This is a genomic window from Phenylobacterium sp., from assembly GCF_030681155.1.
Taxonomy (GTDB): Bacteria; Pseudomonadota; Alphaproteobacteria; order Caulobacterales; family Caulobacteraceae; genus Phenylobacterium.
Map to the genome: position 1 here is coordinate 1 of NZ_JAUXXE010000036.1, position 20,502 is coordinate 20,502.

The following is a 20,502-nucleotide window of genomic DNA, read 5'->3' on the forward strand; positions in this document are numbered from 1 at the left end:
GGGCGCGAATGCCGTCGATGATCTCGTGCAGGATGAGGGCGCGGTTCTCCGGGGAGCCGCCGTAGCGGTCGGTGCGGCGGTTGATGGTCGGCGAGAGGAACTGGCAGATGATGTAGCCGTGGGCGCCGTGGATCTCGACCCCGTCGAAGCCGGCCTTTTCGGCGCGGACGGCGGCGGCGACGAAGTCCTCCACCAACTGTTCGACCTCGGCCAGGGTCAGGGCGCGCGAACCGGTCGCCTCATCCTCGGACGGACAGACCGGCGCCTCGCCGATCAGTTCCTTGGGCGAGCGCATGCCGGCGTGGTGCAGTTGCACCGCCGCGACGCTGCCGGCCGCCTTGATCGCTGCAGCCAGCCGGGTCAGGCCGGGCAGGTGCTCGTCGCCGAACACGCCAAGTTGGCCAGGGAAGCCTTGGCCTTGGCGCTGCACATGGGCCGCGCAGGTCATGGTCAGGCCAAAGCCGCCCTCGGCGCGGTAGGTCAGCCAGCGAAACTCGTCGTCTGACAGCGTGCCGTCGGCATGGCTCTGGGTGTTGGTCAGAGGCGCCAGCATGAAGCGGTTCTTCATGCCTGGGCCGCGGGTGAAGGCTAGTGGTGCGAACAGGTCGGTGGTCATGTCAGGCCTCAACTTCGAAGGTCAGGCCAGCCTTGTCGTGCAGCCGCTTGACCAGTTTGTCCCCCATGGCCGCGCCGGGCGTCCAGATGCCGCCGGGGACCTCGGGGGTTTCCTTGATCAGGCATATGGCGGTCTCGGCGATAATTTTCGAGGTCGAGCCATAGCCCGGATCCTTGTCGCCCTTCACGGCCACCCGAACCTTGCGGCCGTCCTTCGCGATGCCGATGAAGACGACGTCGTAGAAGCCGGCCTCGCGGTCTTCCTTGCTGGGGCCTTCGCCAGGCTGCGGGCCGGCGCCGGCGTCGGCGGCGAACGAAGCCGGAGTATTGGGATCGACCACCGACATCTCGTCATAGACGAAGTCGGTTCCATAGGCGTGGCCCAGCAGCAGGTTCGAGCGGTGGACGTTCTTGGTGTTGATCGCCGCCATCATGAACGGGCCGACGTCGGCGTTCATGTCGGGGTCGTGCTCGACCTTGTCGCCGCGCGGCTGCTCGGGGCCCTTGAAGCCGGGGGTGAGCGCGAACGGGTCGACCATTAGGGCCATCAGGCCGGGATTCTTCTGGATGGCCGCCATGGTGGCCCGGCCGCTGGCCGCGGTGCCGCCCGACAGCCCGCCGCGCATCGCGCGCATTCGGCCTTTCACGCGGGGCACGACCCCGCCCAGCTTCGCCTTGGCGGTTTCCTGGGCGAAGAAGACGCCCAGTTCGAAGGGAATGGAGTCAAAGCCGCAGGAGAACACGATCCGCGCGCCGCTTTTCTTTGCGGCCGCTTCGTGAGCGCCGATCATCTCGGCCATCCAGTTCGGCTCGCCCGACAGGTCCAGATAGTCGGTTCCGGCGGCCGCGCAGGCGGCGACCAGGTCCGAGCCGTAAAGCTGGTAGGGGCCGACCGTGGTCAGCACCGCCTTGGTGGCTTCGACCATGGCCTTGACCGAAGCCGGATCGCCCGCGTCGGCGACGATCAGCGGGGTGTCCTTGGGCGCGCCGATCTCGTCGCGGACCGCCTGCAGCTTTTCAAGGCTGCGGCCGGCCATCGCCCACTTCACCTGGCCGCCGACCCCGTATTGCTTGGCTAGATGCTCGGCGACCAGACGGCCGGTGAAGCCCGTCGCTCCATAGACGATGATGTCGAATTCCGCGGCCGGGTTCATGCGCTCTCTCCCTGTATTCGCTCTTGAGGCTTGGGGGCGACCTTGCCGGGATCGCGGCGCGCATGCAAACGCCCGTTTTAATCTTTCCGACCCGTGTTCGCTCTTGCCCTGCCGCTAGGGAAGCGGATCAAGTGGCGGCAACGAACGCCGCCACGCGAACGCGGCGCGCATAGGGAGATCGCCAAGTGACCCAAGACGCGCCGGCTGCAGGGCCTCGGCCGCTTTCCTCGCCGATGGTGCTGTCATTCTCCACCGTCGCCCTGCCGTTGGGCGCCTTGGCCGTCGCCGTCGCCGTCTACCTTCCTCCCTATTTCGCGGCCCACCTCGGGGTCAGCCTGACCGTCATCGGAACCGCCTGGGCGGTGGTCCGGCTGCTCGACATCGGCGTCGATCCGGTTCTGGGCCTGATCATGGACCGCACCCGTACGAAGATCGGGCGCTACCGGGTCTGGATGATGATCGGCGGTCCGATCCTGATGATCGCGGTCTACGCCCTGTTCGAGGCCCCCAAGGGCATCGGCTCGGCCTATCTGATCGTGTGGTTGCTGATCTTCTATCTCGGCACCTCGATCCTCAGCCTGGGCCATTCGGCCTGGGCCGCGACCCTGGCGACCGAGTATCACGAGCGCTCCCGCGTCTTCGGGGTGCTGGCCGCGGCCGGCGTGCTCGGCGCGGTGGTGGTGCTGCTGATCCCTATCGCGGCCGGCCATATCGGCTGGACCGACGCGCAGGGCGTGCGGGCCATGGGCTGGTTCATCCTGGGCATGATCCCCATCGTGGTGGCGCTGGTCTGCCTGCGAACGCCCGAGCACATCGCCAAGCGTACCTCGATCGAGAACTTCCAGCTCAAGGACTATGTGGGCCTCATCACCAAGCCGGACCTGCTGCGTCTGTTCCTCGCCCAGATGGCCCTGACTCTCGGTCCTGGCTGGATGAGCGCGCTCTATCTGTTCTTTTTCACCGACTCGCGCCGGTTTTCGCCGGAGCAGGCTTCGGCCCTCTTGCTGGTTTATGTGATCGCCGGGATCGTCGGGGCGCCCTTAACCGCGCGCCTGGCCATGCGGTTCAGCAAGCACCGCACGCTGATGGTGACGACCACCTCCTATTCGCTGGGTCTGATCGCGCTGGTGTTGCTGCCCAAGGGCAGCGTCCTGGCGGCCTTGCCGGTGATGTTCTGGTGCGGGTTCATGGCCGCCGGCTTCGACCTGATGATCCGCGCCATGCTGGCCGATGTAGCCGACGAGGTGAGGTTGGAGCAGGGTCAGGAACAGCTCAGCCTGATCTACGCCCTGAACGCCCTGGCCGCGAAGATCGCTTCAGCTTTCGCCATCGGCCTGACCTTCCCGCTGCTGGCCAGGCTTGGCTACAACGCGGCTGCTGGCGCGACCAACACGCCGGCGGCGATCCATAGCTTGGAGATGGCCTACATCATCGGCCCCATCGTCTTCGTGATGCTGGGCGGCGCCTGTGTGATCGGCTGGAAGCTGGACGCCCAGAAGCACGCCGACATCCGCCGCCAACTGGACGAGCGTGACGCCGTCTATGCAGAGGCTCCCATTCTGGAGAGCTTGAGTGGCGAGCCGGGCATTGCGGTCCTGGCCGAGGACGCGAAGGCCTGACGCGGGGTCAGAGTAGGCCCGCGCCCGAAACCGTGACAGCGTAAGGTCAGCGGCGCGTTAGATGCCGCCCCGGGGAGACCGATGAGCGGGCTGATCCTTCACCACTACGACACCTCGCCCTTCTCCGAGAAGGTGCGGTTGATGCTGGGGCTCAAGGGCCTGGCCTGGGACTCCGTCCAGGCGCCGGTGATCATGCCCAAGCCGGAGCTGACGCCGCTGACCGGCGGCTATCGCCGGATCCCGGTGCTGCAGATCGGCGCCGACATCTATTGCGACACTCAGGTGATCCTGGCCGAGATCGAGCGCCGCGCGCCCGGTCCGAGCCTGGCGCTGGGGCCGGCCTGGGCGGTCAATTTCTGGGCCGACCGCTTGTTCTTCGGGGTCACCGTGCCGATCATCTTCGGCGAGCTGGGCGATGCGACGCCCAAGGACTTCATCGCTGACCGCGAGAAGCTTTCCGGCCGGCCGTTCAATGTCGAGGCGATGAAGGCGGCGGCCGGGATCATGCGCCCGCAGTGGCGGGCCCAGGCCGCCTGGATCGAAGAGGGCCTAGTCGGCGCGGACTGGCTGTCGGGCGAGACCCCCGGCCTGGCCGACATCGCCGCCTATATGAACATCTGGTTCCTGGCCCGCAGCCTGCCTGACCTCGCCGATGAGTTACTGGCCGGCTTTTCGCGCACCCAGGCCTGGCGGGGCCGTGTCGCCGCCATAGGTCATGGTGAGCGGCGAGAGATCACAGGCGGCGAGGCGCTGGTCGTCGCCCGCGACGCCGCGCCGGCCCCCGCGCCGGCGCATGACGCCAACGATCCGCTCGGCTTCTCGCCTGAGACGCCGGTCGTCGTGTCCGCCGACGACTATGGCCGCGATCCGGTCGCCGGAACGCTGGCGGCGCTCGCCCCCGACCGCGTGGTGGTGGCCCGTGACACCCCCGAGCTTGGCAAGACCCACATTCATTTCCCACGCGCCGGCTACATCGTCGGCAAGGCCTGAAGGAGCATTTCCATGGATGACCGCATTACGATGGAGCTGAAGGACGGCGTGGCCGATGTCCGCCTGACCCGCGCCGACAAGATGAACGCCCTCGATGACGCGATGTTCTCGGGCCTGATCGAGATGGGCGAGCGGCTGAAGATCGAGAAGGGCGTTCGCGCCATCGTCCTGTCGGGCGAGGGCAAGGCCTTTTGCGCCGGCCTCGACATGGGCAATTTCGGCAAGATGGCCTCGGGTGAACGCAACGGCGGCCAGTCTTCGACCGGCGAGAGCCTGCTGACGCCCAAGCGCACCGCTGGCGGTTCAAACCGCGCCCAGCATGCGGTCATGGTCTGGCGCGAGCAGCCGGTCCCGGTGATCGCCGCCGTGCACGGTGTGGCTTTTGGCGGCGGCTTCCAACTCGCACTCGCCGCCGACCTGCGGTTCGTGACCGCCGACACCCGCATGGCGGTGATGGAGATCAAGTGGGGCCTGGTGCCGGACATGGCCGGCATGGTGCTGATGAAGGGCCTGGTCCGCGACGACGTCGCCCGGGAGCTGACCTATACCGGCCGGATCTTCCAGGGCGAGGAGGCCGCGCGCCTGGGCATCGCCACCCGGGTCTGCGACGATCCTCGCGCCGAGGCCCTGGCTCTGGCCGCCGAGATCGCCAGCAAGAGCCCGACCGCGATCCGCGGCGCCAAGCGGTTGCTGGACATGGTCGCCGACGCCGACCAGCACGCCATCCTGCTGGCCGAGAGCCAAGAGCAGGGTGCACTCATCGGGTCGCCCAACCAGGTCGAGGCGGTGATGTCGAACATCCAGAAGCGCGCCGCCGTCTACGCCGACTGATGGTCACGCTCTACCACTGCACCGACGCTCGTTCCTTCCGCGCCCTCTGGGCGCTGGAGGAACTGGGCGTGCCCTACGAACTGAAGATGCTGCCGTTCCCGCCACGTGCCTTGTCCCCGAGCTATCTGGAGATCAATCCGCTGGGGACCATCCCATTCTTCGTGGATGGTCAGACGCAGATGACCGAGTCGGCCGCCATCGTTCAGTACCTGGCCACAAAGCACGGCGGACCTCTGGCGGTTGAAGCGGACGATCCAGCATATGGTGAGTGGCTGAACTGGCTTCACCGGGGTGAAGCGACGTTGACCTTCCCGCAGACCCTGGTTCTTCGCTACACGCGGCTGGAGCCGAAAGAGCGGCGCAACCCGCAGGTCGCCGAGGACTACGCACGCTGGTTCATGGCGCGGCTGCGGTCGGTCGATGCGGCGCTGGAGCACGGGGACTATCTGTGCGCTGGCCGCTTCACCGCCGCCGACATCTCCGTGGGGTATGCGCTGCTGCTGGCCCGCACGATCGGCCTGGACGAACGCTTCAGCCCGGCGATCAACGCCTATTGGGAGCGACTGGCTGGGCGCGAGGCTTTCCAGCGCGCCAAGGCGGCCCAGGCAGGCGAGGGCGTGCCGGACTGGCAGGGGTGACGCGTCGCTGCGCGCCGCCCCCTCACCTAGCCTCTCCCAACGGAGAGGGATTCACGCCTCTTCTCCTCTCGCCGCCGGGGAGAGGTCGGGTGAGGGGCCTACACGGCCCACTCGGCCATCACCTCGCGGTCGGTTTCCCTCACCTGCTTCCGCAACCCTTTGAACACTTCGGGTTCCAGCAACCGCGACAGCGCCCAGACCGCAGCGCCGCGAACCAGCGGCGAGGGATCGGCCAGATGCTCCTGCGCCAGTGTCGCCAGCGCCGGATCTCCCGAATTGCCGATTGCGTAGAGCACGTTGCGGATGAACCGGTCGCGGCCGATGCGCTTGACAGGGTTCTTGGCGAACAGGGCGCGGAACGCCGAGTCGTCCAGCCGCGCCAGGTCCTCCAAAGCGGGCGACTTCAGCTCCTCCCGCGCCACCAGCCGCATTTCGCGAGAGGCGCTGGCGAACTTGTTCCAGGGGCAGACTGAAAGGCAGTCGTCGCAGCCATAGATCCGGTTGCCCAGCATGGGCCGGAATTCGGGCGGGATCGGCCCCTTCAGTTCTATCGTCAGATACGAAATGCAGCGCCGCGCATCGAGTTGATAGGGCGCGGGGAAGGCCTTCGTCGGGCAGACATCGAGGCAGGCGCGGCATTGGCCGCAGGAGCCGCCGCTGGTGTCGTCGGGCGCCAGGTCCAGCTCGGTCAGGATCGATCCCAGGAACAGCCAGGAGCCGAACTCGCGGCTGACCAGATTGGTGTGCTTGCCCTGCCAGCCCAGGCCCGCGCGCTCGGCTAGCGGCTTTTCCATCAGGGGTGCGGTGTCGACAAACACCTTCAGGTCGCCGCCGAACCGCGCGACCAGCCAGCCGGCCAGCTGCTTCAGCCGCCCCTTGATCAGTTCGTGATAGTCGTCGCCCTGGGCGTAGACCGAGATCACGCCCCGACTCTTGTCGTTCAGGGCCTCAAGCGGGTCGTGGTCGGGACCGTAGTTGACGCCCAGCATGATCGCCGAGCGCGCGCCGTCCCACATGGCGGTCGGATGGCGGCGGCGATCCTGGGTGTCTGCGATCCAGCCCATCTCGCCGTGCCGGCCGTTTTCAACGAACTCGGCCAGCCGCCCTGACGCCGGCCACGCCGCCCGCGCATCGGCGATCCGGCAGACATCGAAGCCCAGCTCGGCTGCGCGTGCACGGATCAGGTCGGGGGCGTTGGGCTCAGAAGTCGAGATCGTCATAATGCGGCGCCGGCGCGAGGCCGGGCCAGCGATCGGCCAGCAGCGGCCGGAAGCACGGCCTCGATTTCAGCTTCATGTACCACGTCTTGACCGCGGGGAAGTCGCGCCACGGCACGTCGCCAAAATAGTCGATCACCGACAGATGCGCGGCGGCGGCGAAATCGGCCAGGGATAAGCGACGCCCGACCAGCCAATCGCGCGAGGACAGCAGGCTTTCGACATAGGCCAGATGCACCCGCAGGGCCTCGCGGCCTTGGCGCAGGCTCGCCAGGTCTGGAGCGCCCAGGCCCAGCAGCCGCTTCTCCATCTTCTCGTGCAGGATGAAGCCGCCGACCTCGTAGTCGAACTTGCGGTCGAACCATTGCAGCAAGCGCCGCGCCTCGGCGCGCTCGGCCGGGTCGCGGCCCAGCAGTGGCGGTTCGGGGTAGGCCTCTTCCAAATAGTCGAGGATCGCGCGGCCTTCGCACAGCACCAGGCGTTCGCGACTACCACCGACGCACAGCACGGGGGTGAGCCCGGAGGGGTTCATCTTCACCAGGCTCGCGGGTCGTTCCCAATACCGCACCTGCTCTTCGGCGAAGGCCAAGCGCTTTTCTCCCAGCGCGAGGCGAACCTGGCGGGAGGCGGGGTCAAGCGGGAAGTGATGCAGGGTAAGATCGAGGCTCATCAGGCGGATGACTATCGCCAACCCTCGTTAAGGCCGCGTTTACCGAGCGCGGTTTCAGCGAAGGCTCCACCATGCGGCTCGGCGGCGCCGCGAGGGTCGGGATGGATGATGATGTCGGCGCGGGGGAACTCGGCGAGTATTCGCTTTTCCGCCGCGACAATGGCGGCGTGCGCCGCTTCGAGGGACAGCGACGCGTCCAGATCGACGTGCATCTGCATATGAACATAGGGTCCCGACGCTCGCGTCCGGAGTTGATGAACATCCGTAAGGAGGGGGTCGGTGGTCACCAAGTGAACGATCCGGGCGCGGTCATCATCTGGCAATTCGCGATCCATCAATTGGTTCGCGGCTTGGCGAAAAACACCAATCGCTCCCCAGAGCAAAAGAACCGTGATGATGAGGGCGGCGATGGCGTCTAGGTTCCCCCAGCCGAACAAGACCGAAGCGCCGATCCCGAGCAGTGCCACGGCGTTCGAGGCGAGGTCAGTGGCGTAGTGCGCACGGTCGCCGGCCACGGCTACCGAAGCGGTTCGCTTCAACACCTGGGTTTGTGCGGCGATCAGCAGCCCGGTCATTATGGTGGACAGCGCCATGACGGCGACCGCCCAGCCCTCTTGCTGCAGTTCGTGCGGCTGGAGCAGATTATGAATGGCCTCCCGCCCAATCAGCGCCGCGGAGGCGAACACCAGGCCGCCCTGGATCAGGCTGGCGAAGGCCTCGGCCTTTCCGTGTCCAAACCTATGCTCGGAGTCGGGCGGCGCGGCCGCGTAGCGTACCGCGAAGAAGGTCACCAGCGAGGCCAGCAGATCGAGACCGGAATCCGCCGCCGAGGCCAGCAGCGCCACAGAGCCGCTCGCTAGCCACACAGCCGCCTTCAGGGTCACCAGCACGGCGGCCACGCCAACCGAGGCCAGCGTGATGCGGCGGGTCAGGCGCGAACTTTCGGCGGCGGTCAGGGGCGGCGGAGCATGAGCGGTCATCCCGCCTATCTAGCCTCGCCGCCCGGGCAACCCCAGCGCGAACGACTCTCGGCTCAGGCCGCTTGGCGCGGCTGGGGTCCCACATAGATCGATTGCGGGCGGATCAACCGGCCGCCGGCGACCTGTTCACGGGCGTGGGCGATCCAGCCTGCGACCCGGCCCATGGCGAAGACGCAGGTGAAGGCGGCCGGCGGGAAGTCGAGGGCCTCCAGCAACAGGGCGGTGTAGAACTCGACATTGGTGTCGAGCGCCCGGTCGGGCTTGTGCTCCTTCAGGATGGCCAGGGCCGCGGCTTCGACGGCCTCGGCGAATGCGACGCGGCCGGGGCGGACGTTCGAGCCTTCGCTCATCTTGCGGACCGCGGTCTTCAGGGCGTCGGCGCGCGGATCGCGCACCCGGTAGACGCGGTGGCCAAAGCCCATCAGCCGGTCGCCGCGCGCCAAGGCGCTTTCGATCCAGGCGCGGGCGTTGGCGGGCTGGCCGATCTCGTCCAGCATCTCGATCACCGGGCCGGGGGCGCCGCCGTGCAGGGGGCCCCTCAGGGCGCTGATCCCGCCCAGCACCGCCGAGGTCAGGCCCGCGCGGGTCGAGGCGATTACCCGGGCGGCGAAGGTCGAGGCGTTGAGGCCATGATCGCTGACTGTGACCAGATAGGTGTCGAGCGCGTCGATCTGCGCCTGCGTCGCCGGCTTGCCGCGCAGCATCCGCAGGATGTCGGCGGCGTGGGGCAGGCTGGCGTCGGGCGGTACCGGCGCTTCCCCGGCCTGGCCGCGAACAACGGCGGCGGTGAAGACGGCGGGCGCCGCCAGCAGCCGCAGTGCGGTGGCTAAGTCATCGCCATCGGCCAGCCGCGCGGTCAGGGCGCGCATGGCCTCGATCGGCGAGCGATCCAGCAGGCCGGTGTCGAGGCCGGCGACCTCGGAAAACACCTCGACCCGCGCAGCGCCCAGCGCCGCCGTCAGGTCGGACGGCAGATCATCGAAGAAGCCGCTGAACAATAGGCTGGCTAGGTCCTCGAAACGTGCTCGGCCAGCCAGTTCGTCCAGCGAATGGCCACGGATGATCAGCACGCCGCGCTGGCCGTCCACTTCGGACATCACGGTGTGCGCGGCGACAACGTCTTCAAGGCCATCGGACATGGCGTATCTCCTCTTGCTCGTCGCGATATTTGCCTCCAAGCTTGATCGGTCAATCTTGATCAACATAATCAATATATGCCCAGCCAGGCCGCCAAACCCGCCGAATGGATCGCCGCCGACGAGGCGCGCTCGCGCCTGGGCGTGCGGCCGCAGACCCTCTACGCCTATGTCAGTCGTGGCCGGGTGCAGGTGCGCGCCGACCCGCACGATCCGCGTCGTAGCCTCTATCGCGCCGCCGACATCGCCTCGCTCGCCGACCGCAAGACCCGCAGCCGCAAGGTGTCCGATGTCGCCGCCGGGGCCATCGCCTGGGGCGAGCCGGTGCTGGCCTCGGCGATCACCACCGTCGCCGGGGGCCGGCTTTTCTATCGGGGCCGGGACGCGGTCGAGCTTTCACAAACCGAAACCCTGGAGGCGGTGGCCCGGCTTCTGCGAGGCGGTCATGGCGCGGCGCTCAAACGCACCGACCGCCCCAAGCCGCCGGAAGGCGCGGACATGCGCAGCCGGGCCTTCGCCGCCCTGGCCGCGCGCGCCGGCATCGATCCACCAGCCCGCGGGCGCAATCCCCTGGCCCTGGCGGTGGAGGCCGCGACCCTGCTCGACGTACTGACCGACGCTGTGGCCGGTGAGGTCGGCGGCGGGGCGATCGCCAATCGGCTGGCTCTCGCCTGGGGTCTAGGCCCGGGCGGGCCGGGCGCGGACCTGATCCGCCAGTCGCTGGTGCTGCTGGCTGACCACGAGCTCAACGCCTCGACGTTCGCCGCGCGGGTGGCGGCGTCCACCGGCGCTTCGCTCGCGGCCTCGGGACTGGCTGGGCTAGCTGCGCTGTCTGGCCCGCGTCATGGCGGCGCGGCGGCCGCGGTCCAGAGTCTGGCGCGTGAGGCCGCTCAGACCAGCCCCCGCGCCGTCATCGCCGCGCGGCTGGCGGAGGATCGCTCCATCCCGGGATTTGGTCATCCGCTCTATTCGGATGGGGATCCGCGGGCCGAGGCGTTGCTGGAGCGGTTCGACCTGACGCCGCAGATGGCCCGTCTCTCCTCGGCGGTGACGGCCGTCACCGGCCTGCCGCCCAATGTCGATTTCGCGCTGGTGGCGATGTCGGAGAGACTGAAGCTACCGCAGGACGCGCCCTTCGCCCTGTTCGCCGTGGCCCGCTGCGCAGGCTGGATCGCCCACGCCATCGAGCAGGGACAGACCGATCAACTGATCCGCCCCCGAGCCCGCTATGTCGGCGTCGAGGTCGCCTGACGCGTTTCTCCCCTGGCGTTAGTCCCAATTTCCATCAATCCTCAGGTTGTATCCGCGAGGTTGGTGATGATTGGCGCGACGTTGTTGGGCTGGATTCTGCTGGCCCTGATCCAGATCATCGCCGCCGAGGCGGGATATCGCCTGCACAACTTCGCCAGGGCGCGGCGCAAGGAAAACCCCGACGACGAGGATGAGGGCTCGGGCTACGTGCTCAGCGCCGCGCTCGGTCTGCTCGGCCTGTTGATCGCCTTCGTGTTCAGCATGGCGGCGGCCCACCACGAGAGTCGCCGCGATCTGGTCCTGCGGGAGGCCGACGCGATTTCGTCAGCCGTGCAGCACTACCAACTGCTCCCCGAGCCGCATCGCACAAAGCTGATCTACACGATGGCCGACTATGTGAAGGTCCGGCGGGAGTTCTTCGATGTCGGGGCCGACTTCGACAAGATCGACGAAACCATGATCCGCGCCGAGGCGCTGCAGGAGGTGATCTGGAACGAGGCGGGGGTGGCCTTGGCCCTGCCCGAGGCTCAGCGGCTTACGGTCCCCGTGCTGAACATCACCAGCCAGATGTTCGATTCCGCTGCGTTGCGCTACCAGGCGCTGAACGTGAAGGTGCCCGAGCGCGCCCTGCAGGTGCTGATCCTCTACGCCATCGTCACCGCAGCGATCATGGGCCACGGCCTGGCGCCGGGGGGGCGACGTCACTTCACCTCGACTGCGGGACTGTTCCTGTTGATCGCCCTGGCCATCAGCCTGGTCATAGACCTGGATAGCCCCCGCGTCGGCAGCGTCCACGTCTCCCAAGCGCCGATGGAGCGAGTGATAGACCAAGTGCTCGCGACGGCGGCGAAGCTGCCGCCCGCCGCCACCGCGAACTGATCTGTCAGGCCCGGTGGTGGACCGCTTCCTCCTCGGCCAGCGGCTTGTCCAGGCGGCCGACCATTTCCTTGGGCACGACCTGCCAGAACTTCCCCAGGTGGCGGTCCCAATCTCGCAGGATGCCGGCGGCGAAGGCCGAGCCGGTTTCCCGGGCGTGTTCCTCTACGAGCGCCTTGAGCTCGGACTCCCAGTGCCGCGTCCCGATCCGCTGCACCACGACGCTGTCGGTGTTCAGCATGGTCAGGAAGCGGTCGTGGAGATCGAGCACGAAGGCCATGCCGCCGGTCATGCCGGCCGCGAAGTTGAAGCCGACCGGCCCCAGCACCACCGCCCGGCCGCCAGTCATATATTCCAGCCCATTGGCGCCCATGCCCTCGACCACCGCGACGGCGCCTGAGTTGCGCACGCCGAACCGCTCGCCGGCCAGGCCCGCGGCGAACAGCTTCCCACTCGTCGCCCCATAGAGGACGGTGTTGCCGAGGATGGCGTTGGTCTCCGGCGCGGCCAGGTGCGGCGAGGGTCGGATGATGATCGTCGCGCCCGACAGGCCCTTGCCGACATAGTCGTTGGCTTCGCCGGTCAGCTCGATGCGCAGGCCTTGGACCGCAAAGGCGCCCAGGCTCTGTCCCGCCGAACCCTTGAGCTGGACGGTCAGGTGACCGGCCGGCAAGGCGTGCATCCCGAACCGCCGCGTGATGTGCGAGGAGGTCCGCGAGCCGATGGCCCGGGCGGTGTTCTGCACCGTGTAGGTCAGCTGCATCTTCTCGCCCCGCTCGAGCAGCGGGGCCGCGTCACGGACGATCTGGGCGTCGAGGGTGTCGGGCACCTCGTTGCGGCCCTCCACCGTGCAGTAGGGCGCGTTGTGGCCCGGATCGGCCTTCACCAGCAGCGGGTTGAGGTCGAGGTCGTCGAGGTGCTCGCCGCCGCGGCTGACCTGTTGCAGCAGGTCTGTGCGGCCGACGATCTCGGTCAGCGATCGGAAGCCCAGGCTGGCCAGGATTTCACGCACTTCCTCGGCGATGAAGGTGAAGAGGTTGATCACCTTTTCCGGGCTGCCGGAGAACTTGCCCCGCAGCGCCTCGTCCTGGGTGCAGACCCCGACCGGGCAGGTGTTGGAGTGGCACTGGCGCACCATGATGCAGCCCATGGCGATTAGGCTGGCGGTGCCGATGCCGAACTCCTCAGCGCCCAGCATGGCGGCGATGACGATGTCGCGGCCGGTCCGCATCCCGCCGTCGGCGCGCAGGCGCACCGAGTGGCGCAGGTTGTTCAGGGTCAGGACCTGGTTGGCCTCCGACAGCCCCATCTCCCAGGGGCCGCCGGCATATTTGATCGAGGTCTGCGGCGACGCGCCGGTGCCGCCGACATTGCCGGAGATCAGGATCACGTCGGCCTTGGCCTTGGCGACCCCGGCGGCGATGGCGCCGATACCGGTCATGGCGACCAGCTTCACGCAGACCCGGGCGTCCGGGTTGATCTGCTTCAGGTCGTAGATGAGCTGGGCCAGGTCCTCGATGGAATAGATGTCGTGGTGCGGCGGTGGGCTGATCAGCTTCACGCCGGGCGTCGCATGACGCAGCTTGGCGATTAGTTCGGTGACTTTGAAACCAGGAAGTTGGCCGCCCTCGCCGGGCTTGGCGCCCTGGCTGACCTTGATCTCGATCTCGCGGCATTGGTTCAGATATTCGGCGGTCACGCCGAACCGGCCCGAGGCGATCTGCTTGACCGCCGAGTTCGGATTGTCGCCGTTGGGCAGCGGCTTGTAGCGGGCCGGGTCCTCGCCGCCCTCGCCGGAGACGCTCTTCGCCCCGATCCGGTTCATGGCGATGTTCAGCACGCCGTGCGCTTCAGGCGAGAGCGCGCCCATGCTCATGCCCGGCGTCAGGAAGCGCTTGCGGATCTCGTTGACGCTCTCGACCTCGTCCAGCGAGACCGGCTTGGCGCTCGAGCGCAGGTCCAGGAGGTCGCGCAGCTGGATGGTCGGCATCCGGCGCATGCCCTCGGAGAAGGCCTTGTAGGTTCCATAGTCGCCGGTGTCGCAGGCCCGCTGCAGGGTGTGGATCATGCGCGCCTCGAAGGCGTGGCTCTCGCCTGAGCGCCGCACCTTGTAGAATCCGCCGACCGGCAGGCTGATGGCTGAGGCGTCCCAGGCCTTGCGATGCAGTTCGACCGCCTTGGCTTCCAGACCGGCCAAGCCGATGCCGGAGATGCGCGAGGGCATGCCGGGGAAGAACTCGGCGACCAGCGCGCGCGAGAGGCCAACCGCTTCGAAGTTGTAGCCGCCGCGGTAGGAGGAGATCACCGCGATCCCCATCTTGGCGATGATCTTCAGCAGCCCGCCCTCGATGGCGTGCTTGAAGTTCAGGCAGACCTCGCGGAGCGACAGCTCCCCTGTCAGGCCCCGTTCCATTCGGTCCTGGAAGCTTTCCTGGGCCAGGTAGGCGTTCACCGCCGTCGCCCCGACCCCGACCAGCACCGCGAAATAGTGGGTGTCGAGGCACTCGGCCGAGCGGACGATGATCGAGACGTAGGAGCGCAGGCCCTTGGACACCAGCCAGGCGTGGACGCCGCCGGTCGCCAGGATCATCGGCAGGGCCACCCGGCCCGGGCCGCTGGCCTCGTCGCTGAGCACGATGGTGGCGCAGCCGCGTAGGGCTGCGTCCTCCGCCTCGGCGCGGATGCGGTCGAGATTGGCGCGCAGGGCGTCGCCCGGCCGGCTCTCATCGGCCGGGATCGGCATTGTGGCGTCGATCACCGCGACGTTCTTCTCGCCGATGAAGCCGATGATCCGCTGGTACATCCCGGTGGTCAGCACCGGGCTTTCCAGCACAAATACGTCGGTCTGTGCTTCGTCCTGAGCCAGGATGTTGCCCAGGTTCTTGAAACGGGTCTTCAGGCTCATCACCGAGGTTTCCCGCAAGGAGTCGATCGGCGGGTTGGTGACCTGGCTGAAGTTCTGGCGGAAGAAGTGCGACAGCGGCCGGTACTGGTCGCTCAGCACGGCCAGCGGCGCATCGTCCCCCATCGAGCCGACAGCTTCCTTGCCGTCCTCGACCATGGGGGCGAGCAGCAGTTCGATGTCTTCCAGGCTGAGGCCGGCGGCCACCTGCCGGCGGATCAGTTCCTCGCGGCCATAGGCGCGCGGTTCGGGGCCGGGCGCGATCTCGGTTTCCAGATCGACCATGTTGCCTAGCCACTGGTCGTAGGGGTGGCGCTGGGCCAGGTGGTCGATGATCTCGTCCTCGCCGTAGAGCCGGCCCTCGGCCAGATCGATGGCCAGCATGCGGCCGGCGGCGATGTGGGACTTCTTGACGATCCGGGCTTCGTCGATCCGGCACATGCCGGCCTCCGAACCCATGATCAGCAGGCCGTCGTCGGTATAGGTGACCCGCAGCGGGCGTAGGCCGTTGCGGTCCTTGCCGGCCACCACCCAGCGGCCGTCGCTGGCGCAGATGGCGGCGGGGCCGTCCCACGGCTCCATCACCGAATTGCAGTAGGCGTAAAGCGCCTTGTGGGCCGGCTTGATCTGCTCGTCCGAGCGCGCATTCCACGCTTCGGGCATCAGCAGGGCCTTGGCCATCGGCGCATCGCGGCCGGCCCGAACCAGCACCTCGAAGGTGTTGTCCAGCGCCATCGAGTCCGAGCCGTGCGGGTCCTGGATGACCGGCTTCACGTCGTCGCCCAGTTCCCCGAAGGCGTCGGCCGCCATCCGGATCTCGTGGGACTTCATCCAGTTGACGTTGCCCTTCTTGGTGTTGATCTCGCCGTTGTGGGCCAGCATCCGGAACGGCTGAGCCAGCCGCCATTCGGGGAAGGTGTTGGTCGAATAGCGTTGGTGGAAGATCGCCACGGCGGCCGAGAACCGCTCGTCGCGCAGGTCGGGATAGAACTCGTCGATGTGCTCGGCGAGGAACATGCCTTTGTAGATCAGCTGCCGGGCCGAGAACGAGCACAGGTAGAAGTGCTGGATGCCGGCGGCGGCGACACGCTTCTCGATCCGCTTGCGGCAAAGGAACAGGGCCCGCTCCAGCGGCTCGCCCTCCAAGCCCGCTGGCGGAGACAGCATGATCTGCTCGATCTCGGGACGGGTGGCGTTGGCCTTCTCGCCGATGACCGAGGTGTCCACCGGCACTTGGCGCCAGCCAAAGATGTAGAAGCCGAACCGCAGGGCCTCGGCCTCGACGATGGTCCGGGCCGCTTCCTGGGCCGAAAGGTCGTTGCGCGGCAGGAACACCTGGCCGACAGCAATGGGGCCTGGCCGCAGCACGTGGCCGATCCGGGCCACCTGGTCGGCGAAGAAGTCCTGTGGGACCGACAGCAGCACGCCGGCGCCGTCGCCGGTCTTTCCGTCGGCGTCGACAGCGCCACGGTGCCAGACCGACTTAAGTGCGCGCAGGGCCAGTTCGACGACCTCACGGCGCGGCTTGCCGTCCAGGGCGCAAACCAGCCCGACCCCGCAGGCGTCGCGCTCATCGCCGGGACTATAGGCGTGACCCTCGGTGAGCAATTGGCGGTTGGCGAGATAGCGCGCCGCATCACCATCCCCGCTCGTCCCGGCGAAAGCCGGGATCCAAGCTGTGTCTAGGTTGATCGCCGGGCCGGCGGACTGGGTGGAGAGGCCGCTTGGGTCTCGGCTTTCGCCGGGATGAGCGGGGGGGAGGCGGTCGCTCATATGACTTACTCCGCCGCGACCAGCGCCGGGGCGCTGACCTGGGCTTGCAGGTAGTTGTGGATGGCGTCAGCGGCGTCGCGGCCGTCGCGGATGGCCCAGACCACCAGCGAAGCGCCGCGCACGATATCGCCGGCCGCGAAAACGCCGGGCAGGCTGGTCTGCATTGTCTTGAAGTCGGCCTTCAGCGTGCCCCAGCGCGATACCGCCAACTCGGGCGCATCAAACTGGGTGGGCAGGTCCTCGGGGTCGAAGCCGAGCGCCTTGATCACCAGGTCGGCGGGGAGGTCGAAGTCGCCGTTCTCGACCTCTTCAGGCGCAGAGCGCCCCGTGGCGTCGGGCGGGCCAAGCCGCATGCGTGCGGCGCGCAGGCCGGTGGCGTGCTCAGCTTCGCCCAACACGGCGCGCGGCGCGGCCAGCCATTCGAACACCACGCCCTCTTCCTCGGCATGCGCGACTTCGCGGGCCGAGCCGGGCATGTTGGCGCGGTCGCGGCGATAGAGGCAGGTGACGGACTTGGCCCCTTGGCGCACGGCGGTTCGCACGCAGTCCATGGCGGTGTCGCCGCCGCCGACGACCACCACGTCGCGGCCGGCCGCGTTGAGCTCGCCGCTTTCGAAAGCCGGAACCTGATCGCCTAGGCCGATGCGATTGGAGGCAATCAGGTAGTCGAGCGCCGGCGCGACGCCGTTCGATCCCGCTCCGGGCAAGGCCAGTTCGCGAGCCGCATAGACGCCGGTGGCGATCAGGACGGAGTCGTGTCGTTGGCGAAGGTCCGCCAGCGAGGCGTCGCGCCCGATCTCAAAGCCGAGGCGAAACTCGATCCCGCCCTCGGCCAGCCGACGGGTGCGGCGCTCGACCACGTCCTTCTCCAGCTTGAAGCCGGGGATGCCGTAGATCAGCAGGCCGCCGGCCCGGTCGTGGCGGTCATAGACGGTGACCTCGTAGCCGCCTTCACGAAGCCGTTCGGCCGCCGCCAGGCCCGCCGGGCCCGCGCCGATCACGCCTACAGACTGGCCGCGGGGCTTGCCGGGAGCCAGCGGCTGCACCCAGCCTTCCTCCCAGGCCTTGTCGGTGAGGTAGCGCTCCACAGCGCCGATGGTGACCGTGCCGTGACCCGATTGCTCAATGGTGCAGGAGCCTTCGCACAGCCTGTCCTGTGGGCAGATCCGGCCGCAAATCTCCGGCATCGAATTCGTCGCTTGGGAGAGGGCGTAGGCCTCTTGCAGCCTGCCCTCGGCGGTCATCCGCAGCCAGTCGGGGATGTTGTTATGCAGCGGGCAGTGGGTTTGGCAGAACGGAATGCCGCACTGCGAGCAGCGCGAGGCCTGCTCAGCCGCCTTGGCGTCGATAAAGTCCGCGTAGATCTCGTGGAAATCGCCCGAACGCGCCGGCGCGGCGCGCTTGGCGGGGGTGACCCGCTCGACCGTCGTGAACTTCAGCATGCGTTCGGCCATGGCCGCACCTCCACGCCCGGACCTCGGGCGAAGATGTTCTAGCCGCCAAAAAGAGCCCTTGAAATGGCATAGTAAGATATTGGGACTAATGCGGCTTCATTGGAATTTTTCAAACGCGCACCTTGCCGAATTTCATGCAATATCGTCCAGAAATTGGATGAACGGTAAATTTACCCTGTTCTAGGCCCCTGTTCGTCCATCTTCGCCAAAAGGAGTCGCCCGTGCCGGATTGGATCGCCGCCGTCATTCTTGGTCTTGTCGAAGGCCTGACGGAGTTCATTCCGGTCTCGTCGACGGGCCACCTGCTGCTGACCAAGAAGCTGCTCGGATTGCCGAGCGGCTTCTGGGACACTTTCAGCGTCATGATCCAGCTGGGCGCGATCCTGGCGGTGGTGGTCGTTTACTTCCAGAAGCTGTGGAAGGTGCTCATCACCCTGCCCAGCGATCCGAAGTCCCGCTGGTTCGCCACCAGCGTGCTGTTGTCGGTGTTGCCGTCGATGGCCATCGCCTTCGTCGCGCACGATTTCATCAAGACCGTGCTGTTCGAAAGCGTCGTGCTGATCTGCGTAATGCTGATCCTCGGCGGGATCGTGCTGCTGATCGTCGACCGTTGGGCGCCCGAGCCCAAGGAGCATGACGCCATGCAGCTCTCATGGAAACGCTCGCTTGGCGTCGGCTTCTGTCAGTGCCTGGCCATGGTGCCCGGCGTTTCGCGGTCGGGCGCGACCATTGTCGGCGGCGTGCTGCTCGGCGTCGATCGTCGCGCGGCGGCCGAGTTCTCGTTCTTCATGGCCATCCCGACCATGGTCGGGGCGTTCGCCCTGGATTTCTGGTCGAACCGTGATGTGCTGACCGGCGAGAACCTGGGGATCATCGCCATCGGCTTCGTCGTCAGTTTCTTCTCCGGCCTGATCGTGGTGAAGACCATGCTGGACTTCATCAACCGCTACGGGCTCGCGCCGTATGGCTGGTGGCGGATCGGCGTCGGCCTGATCGGCCTCGGCGTGGTGTTCCTGGGGTAGATAAGACCCCTCACCCGACCTCTCCCCGGCGGGGAGAGGAGAAGTGATGCGAGGTTAGGTGAGGGGCGGCGCGCAGCGCCAAATGCGGCCCCTCGTCGTCTCAGACCGCCGGAATGACCTGATCGGCGAACTGGCCGCCCTTGCGGAAGCGATAGAGATAGGTTGGCAGGATCGCCTCGACCGTGATCGGGGCGATGACGCCAAGCTCGGCGAGGCCCGGCAGCGCCGGATCGGCGACATTGTCGGTCTTCAGCAGTTCGACCTGGTCTGCGGTGAGCGGCGGAGCGATCGGGGTCAGCGCCGCGATGGGCTGGCAGAGCTTTCCGATCAGGGCGGCGATCGGGAACGGCAGCCGCACCAGGCCGCGGCGACGCTCGACCTGAACCAGCACCTGCTGCAGCACTTCCCGGAAGCTGTACACGCCAGGGCCGCCGAGCTCGAACGTCTTGCCGGCGCAGTCCTCATCGGTCACGGCGGCGGCTGCGGCGCGGGCCAGGTCGCTGACGAAGACCGGCTGGAACTTGGTCTCCCCGTCGCCGATCAGCGGCAGGACGGGGCTGAACACGCTCATCTGGGCGAACTTGTTGTAGAAGCCGTCACCCTGGCCGAACACCACCGAGGGACGCAGGATCACCGCGTCCGGATGGGCTTGGCGAACCGCTGCCTCACCCTCGGCCTTCGAGCGCGCATAGCGCGACGTCGAGTCTAGGCTCGCCCCGATGGCCGACAATTGCACCATGCGGGTGACGCCCAGTTCGCGGGCGGCCTTGGCGACGTTGCGGGCGCCCTCGACATGGACCGCGTCGAACTTCTGGCGGCCAGTCTCATAGAGAATGCCGACGGTGTTGATGCAGGCCTGGGCGCCGCGCAGGGCCCGACGAACTGAGGCCTCGTCACGGATATTGGCCTGGACCACCTCGACCTGGCCGACGTCGCCCATCAGGCGCATGGTGTGGGCCAGATGGGGCTGACGAACGGCCACGCGGATGCGCAGGCCGCGCTTTGCAAGCGCCCGCACAATCTGAGTTCCGATGAAGCCCGATCCGCCAAAGACCGTGACCAGATCCTGCATGTCGTCCGCCTGCGAATAAAAGCGCTGAAAACGAAGGGGTTTGGAGCCGTTCGGATAGACGATGCAGACCGGCGCTGCAATGCGACTTACATATCTCTCAATGAGGGCGTTGACCCCGATAAGGCGGCGCCCTAAGAGACGCCCCTCGCGCGATCCCAAGCGGGTCGGGCCCAGGTGGCGGAATTGGTAGACGCGCTGGCTTCAGGTGCCAGTGGCCGTAAGGTCGTGGAGGTTCGAGTCCTCTCCTGGGCACCATCCCTTTGAAAAGGATGGTGCTTTTCTAAAACTCCCAGACATTCAGA

The 20,502-nt window shown here is 67.3% G+C and carries 16 protein-coding genes and 1 tRNA gene; 8 read left to right on the forward strand and 9 right to left on the reverse strand.

Translation table 11 applies throughout. The features are described 5' to 3' along the window. Together Q8M13_RS09300 and Q8M13_RS09305 are read right to left on the reverse strand one after the other, a co-directional pair. Positions 1–616, reverse strand: a 616-nt coding sequence (locus Q8M13_RS09300) for an NADH:flavin oxidoreductase (RefSeq protein ID WP_305299591.1), incomplete at its 3' end; no start/stop codon positions are given. 1 nt (position 617) lies between these two features. Further along, positions 618–1,769 carry a trans-acting enoyl reductase family protein gene (locus tag Q8M13_RS09305; protein ID WP_305299593.1) on the reverse strand — a complete coding sequence of 384 codons (1,152 nt, stop codon included), beginning with the start codon at positions 1,767–1,769 and terminating at the stop codon, positions 618–620. Between the two features lie 185 nt (positions 1,770–1,954). Between Q8M13_RS09305 and Q8M13_RS09310 the strand changes: the two genes are divergently transcribed. From Q8M13_RS09310 to Q8M13_RS09325, 4 genes are all read left to right on the forward strand, one after another. After that, positions 1,955–3,388, forward strand: a complete 1,434-nt coding sequence (locus tag Q8M13_RS09310; protein WP_305299595.1) for an MFS transporter — start codon at positions 1,955–1,957, stop codon at positions 3,386–3,388. A gap of 81 nt (positions 3,389–3,469) precedes the next feature. Next, positions 3,470–4,378, forward strand: a complete 909-nt coding sequence (locus Q8M13_RS09315) for a glutathione S-transferase family protein (RefSeq protein ID WP_305299597.1) — start codon at positions 3,470–3,472, stop codon at positions 4,376–4,378. Between the two features lie 12 nt (positions 4,379–4,390). Further along, complete coding sequence (locus Q8M13_RS09320) at positions 4,391–5,209, forward strand: crotonase/enoyl-CoA hydratase family protein (RefSeq protein WP_305299599.1); 819 nt, start codon at positions 4,391–4,393, stop codon at positions 5,207–5,209. Next, entirely contained in the window at positions 5,209–5,847 is a 639-nt protein-coding gene (locus tag Q8M13_RS09325) for a glutathione S-transferase family protein (protein WP_305299601.1), read from the forward strand. Before Q8M13_RS09320 ends, Q8M13_RS09325 begins: the two co-directional genes overlap by 1 nt. Positions 5,848–5,945: 98 nt before the next feature. On the opposite strand, the gene queG is transcribed toward Q8M13_RS09325, so the two are convergent. From queG to Q8M13_RS09345, 4 genes are read right to left on the reverse strand one after another with little or no spacing between them, the layout of a single operon-like run. Further along, complete coding sequence (gene queG / locus Q8M13_RS09330; protein WP_305299603.1) at positions 5,946–7,067, reverse strand: tRNA epoxyqueuosine(34) reductase QueG; 1,122 nt, start codon at positions 7,065–7,067, stop codon at positions 5,946–5,948. Then, positions 7,048–7,734: a glutathione S-transferase family protein gene (locus tag Q8M13_RS09335; protein WP_305299605.1), complete on the reverse strand. Its 687-nt coding sequence runs from the start codon at positions 7,732–7,734 to the stop codon at positions 7,048–7,050. The genes queG and Q8M13_RS09335 overlap by 20 nt, the downstream gene beginning before the upstream one ends. Before the next feature lie 11 nt (positions 7,735–7,745). Further along, on the reverse strand, positions 7,746–8,714 hold the full coding sequence (locus tag Q8M13_RS09340) for a cation diffusion facilitator family transporter (RefSeq protein WP_305299607.1): 969 nt from the start codon (positions 8,712–8,714) through the stop codon (positions 7,746–7,748). 53 nt (positions 8,715–8,767) lie between these two features. Continuing rightward, on the reverse strand, positions 8,768–9,853 hold the full coding sequence (locus Q8M13_RS09345; protein ID WP_305299608.1) for a citrate synthase/methylcitrate synthase: 1,086 nt from the start codon (positions 9,851–9,853) through the stop codon (positions 8,768–8,770). Between the two features lie 75 nt (positions 9,854–9,928). Here Q8M13_RS09345 and Q8M13_RS09350 point away from each other — a divergent pair, with 75 nt between their 5' ends. Next, positions 9,929–11,101 (forward strand): citrate synthase, encoded by a 1,173-nt coding sequence (locus Q8M13_RS09350; protein WP_305299610.1) that lies wholly within the window; start codon positions 9,929–9,931, stop codon positions 11,099–11,101. 66 nt (positions 11,102–11,167) lie between these two features. Further along, on the forward strand, positions 11,168–11,980 hold the full coding sequence (locus Q8M13_RS09355; protein ID WP_305299611.1) for a hypothetical protein: 813 nt from the start codon (positions 11,168–11,170) through the stop codon (positions 11,978–11,980). A 4-nt stretch (positions 11,981–11,984) separates the two neighbouring features. Here the strand turns inward: Q8M13_RS09355 and gltB are convergent, their stop codons facing one another. Both gltB and Q8M13_RS09365 read right to left on the reverse strand, forming a co-directional pair. Beyond that, complete coding sequence (gene gltB / locus Q8M13_RS09360) at positions 11,985–16,652, reverse strand: glutamate synthase large subunit (protein ID WP_305299613.1); 4,668 nt, start codon at positions 16,650–16,652, stop codon at positions 11,985–11,987. Positions 16,653–16,657: 5 nt separating this feature from the next. Beyond that, on the reverse strand, positions 16,658–18,106 hold the full coding sequence (locus Q8M13_RS09365; RefSeq protein ID WP_305299615.1) for an NAD(P)-dependent oxidoreductase: 1,449 nt from the start codon (positions 18,104–18,106) through the stop codon (positions 16,658–16,660). A gap of 221 nt (positions 18,107–18,327) precedes the next feature. On the opposite strand from Q8M13_RS09365, the gene Q8M13_RS09370 reads away from it, so the two are divergent. Continuing rightward, a complete protein-coding gene (locus Q8M13_RS09370) occupies positions 18,328–19,128 on the forward strand; it encodes an undecaprenyl-diphosphate phosphatase (protein ID WP_305299617.1) in 801 nt (266 codons plus the stop codon). Positions 19,129–19,228: 100 nt separating this feature from the next. On the opposite strand, the gene Q8M13_RS09375 is transcribed toward Q8M13_RS09370, so the two are convergent. Next, positions 19,229–20,200 (reverse strand): complex I NDUFA9 subunit family protein, encoded by a 972-nt coding sequence (locus Q8M13_RS09375; protein ID WP_305299619.1) that lies wholly within the window; start codon positions 20,198–20,200, stop codon positions 19,229–19,231. Between the two features lie 168 nt (positions 20,201–20,368). Here Q8M13_RS09375 and Q8M13_RS09380 point away from each other — a divergent pair. Beyond that, positions 20,369–20,455 (forward strand) — tRNA-Leu (locus Q8M13_RS09380). The last annotated feature ends 47 nt before the right edge of the window (positions 20,456–20,502 follow it).

Excerpts from the sequence above, each read along its gene's own strand:
- Q8M13_RS09335 (WP_305299605.1), bottom strand. The coding sequence starts at position 7,734 with ATGAGCCTCGATCTTACCCTGCATCACTTCCCGCTTGACCCCGCCTCC.
- queG (WP_305299603.1), bottom strand. The coding sequence starts at position 7,067 with ATGACGATCTCGACTTCTGAGCCCAACGCCCCCGACCTGATCCGTGCA.
- Q8M13_RS09340 (WP_305299607.1), bottom strand. The coding sequence starts at position 8,714 with ATGACCGCTCATGCTCCGCCGCCCCTGACCGCCGCCGAAAGTTCGCGC.
- Q8M13_RS09315 (WP_305299597.1), top strand. The coding sequence starts at position 3,470 with ATGAGCGGGCTGATCCTTCACCACTACGACACCTCGCCCTTCTCCGAG.
- Q8M13_RS09350 (WP_305299610.1), top strand. The coding sequence starts at position 9,929 with ATGCCCAGCCAGGCCGCCAAACCCGCCGAATGGATCGCCGCCGACGAG.
- Q8M13_RS09320 (WP_305299599.1), top strand. The coding sequence starts at position 4,391 with ATGGATGACCGCATTACGATGGAGCTGAAGGACGGCGTGGCCGATGTC.
- Q8M13_RS09325 (WP_305299601.1), top strand. The coding sequence starts at position 5,209 with ATGGTCACGCTCTACCACTGCACCGACGCTCGTTCCTTCCGCGCCCTC.
- Q8M13_RS09305 (WP_305299593.1), bottom strand. The coding sequence starts at position 1,769 with ATGAACCCGGCCGCGGAATTCGACATCATCGTCTATGGAGCGACGGGC.
- gltB (WP_305299613.1), bottom strand. The coding sequence starts at position 16,652 with ATGAGCGACCGCCTCCCCCCCGCTCATCCCGGCGAAAGCCGAGACCCA.
- Q8M13_RS09365 (WP_305299615.1), bottom strand. The coding sequence starts at position 18,106 with ATGGCCGAACGCATGCTGAAGTTCACGACGGTCGAGCGGGTCACCCCC.
- Q8M13_RS09355 (WP_305299611.1), top strand. The coding sequence starts at position 11,168 with ATGATTGGCGCGACGTTGTTGGGCTGGATTCTGCTGGCCCTGATCCAG.
- Q8M13_RS09345 (WP_305299608.1), bottom strand. The coding sequence starts at position 9,853 with ATGTCCGATGGCCTTGAAGACGTTGTCGCCGCGCACACCGTGATGTCC.
- Q8M13_RS09375 (WP_305299619.1), bottom strand. The coding sequence starts at position 20,200 with ATGCAGGATCTGGTCACGGTCTTTGGCGGATCGGGCTTCATCGGAACT.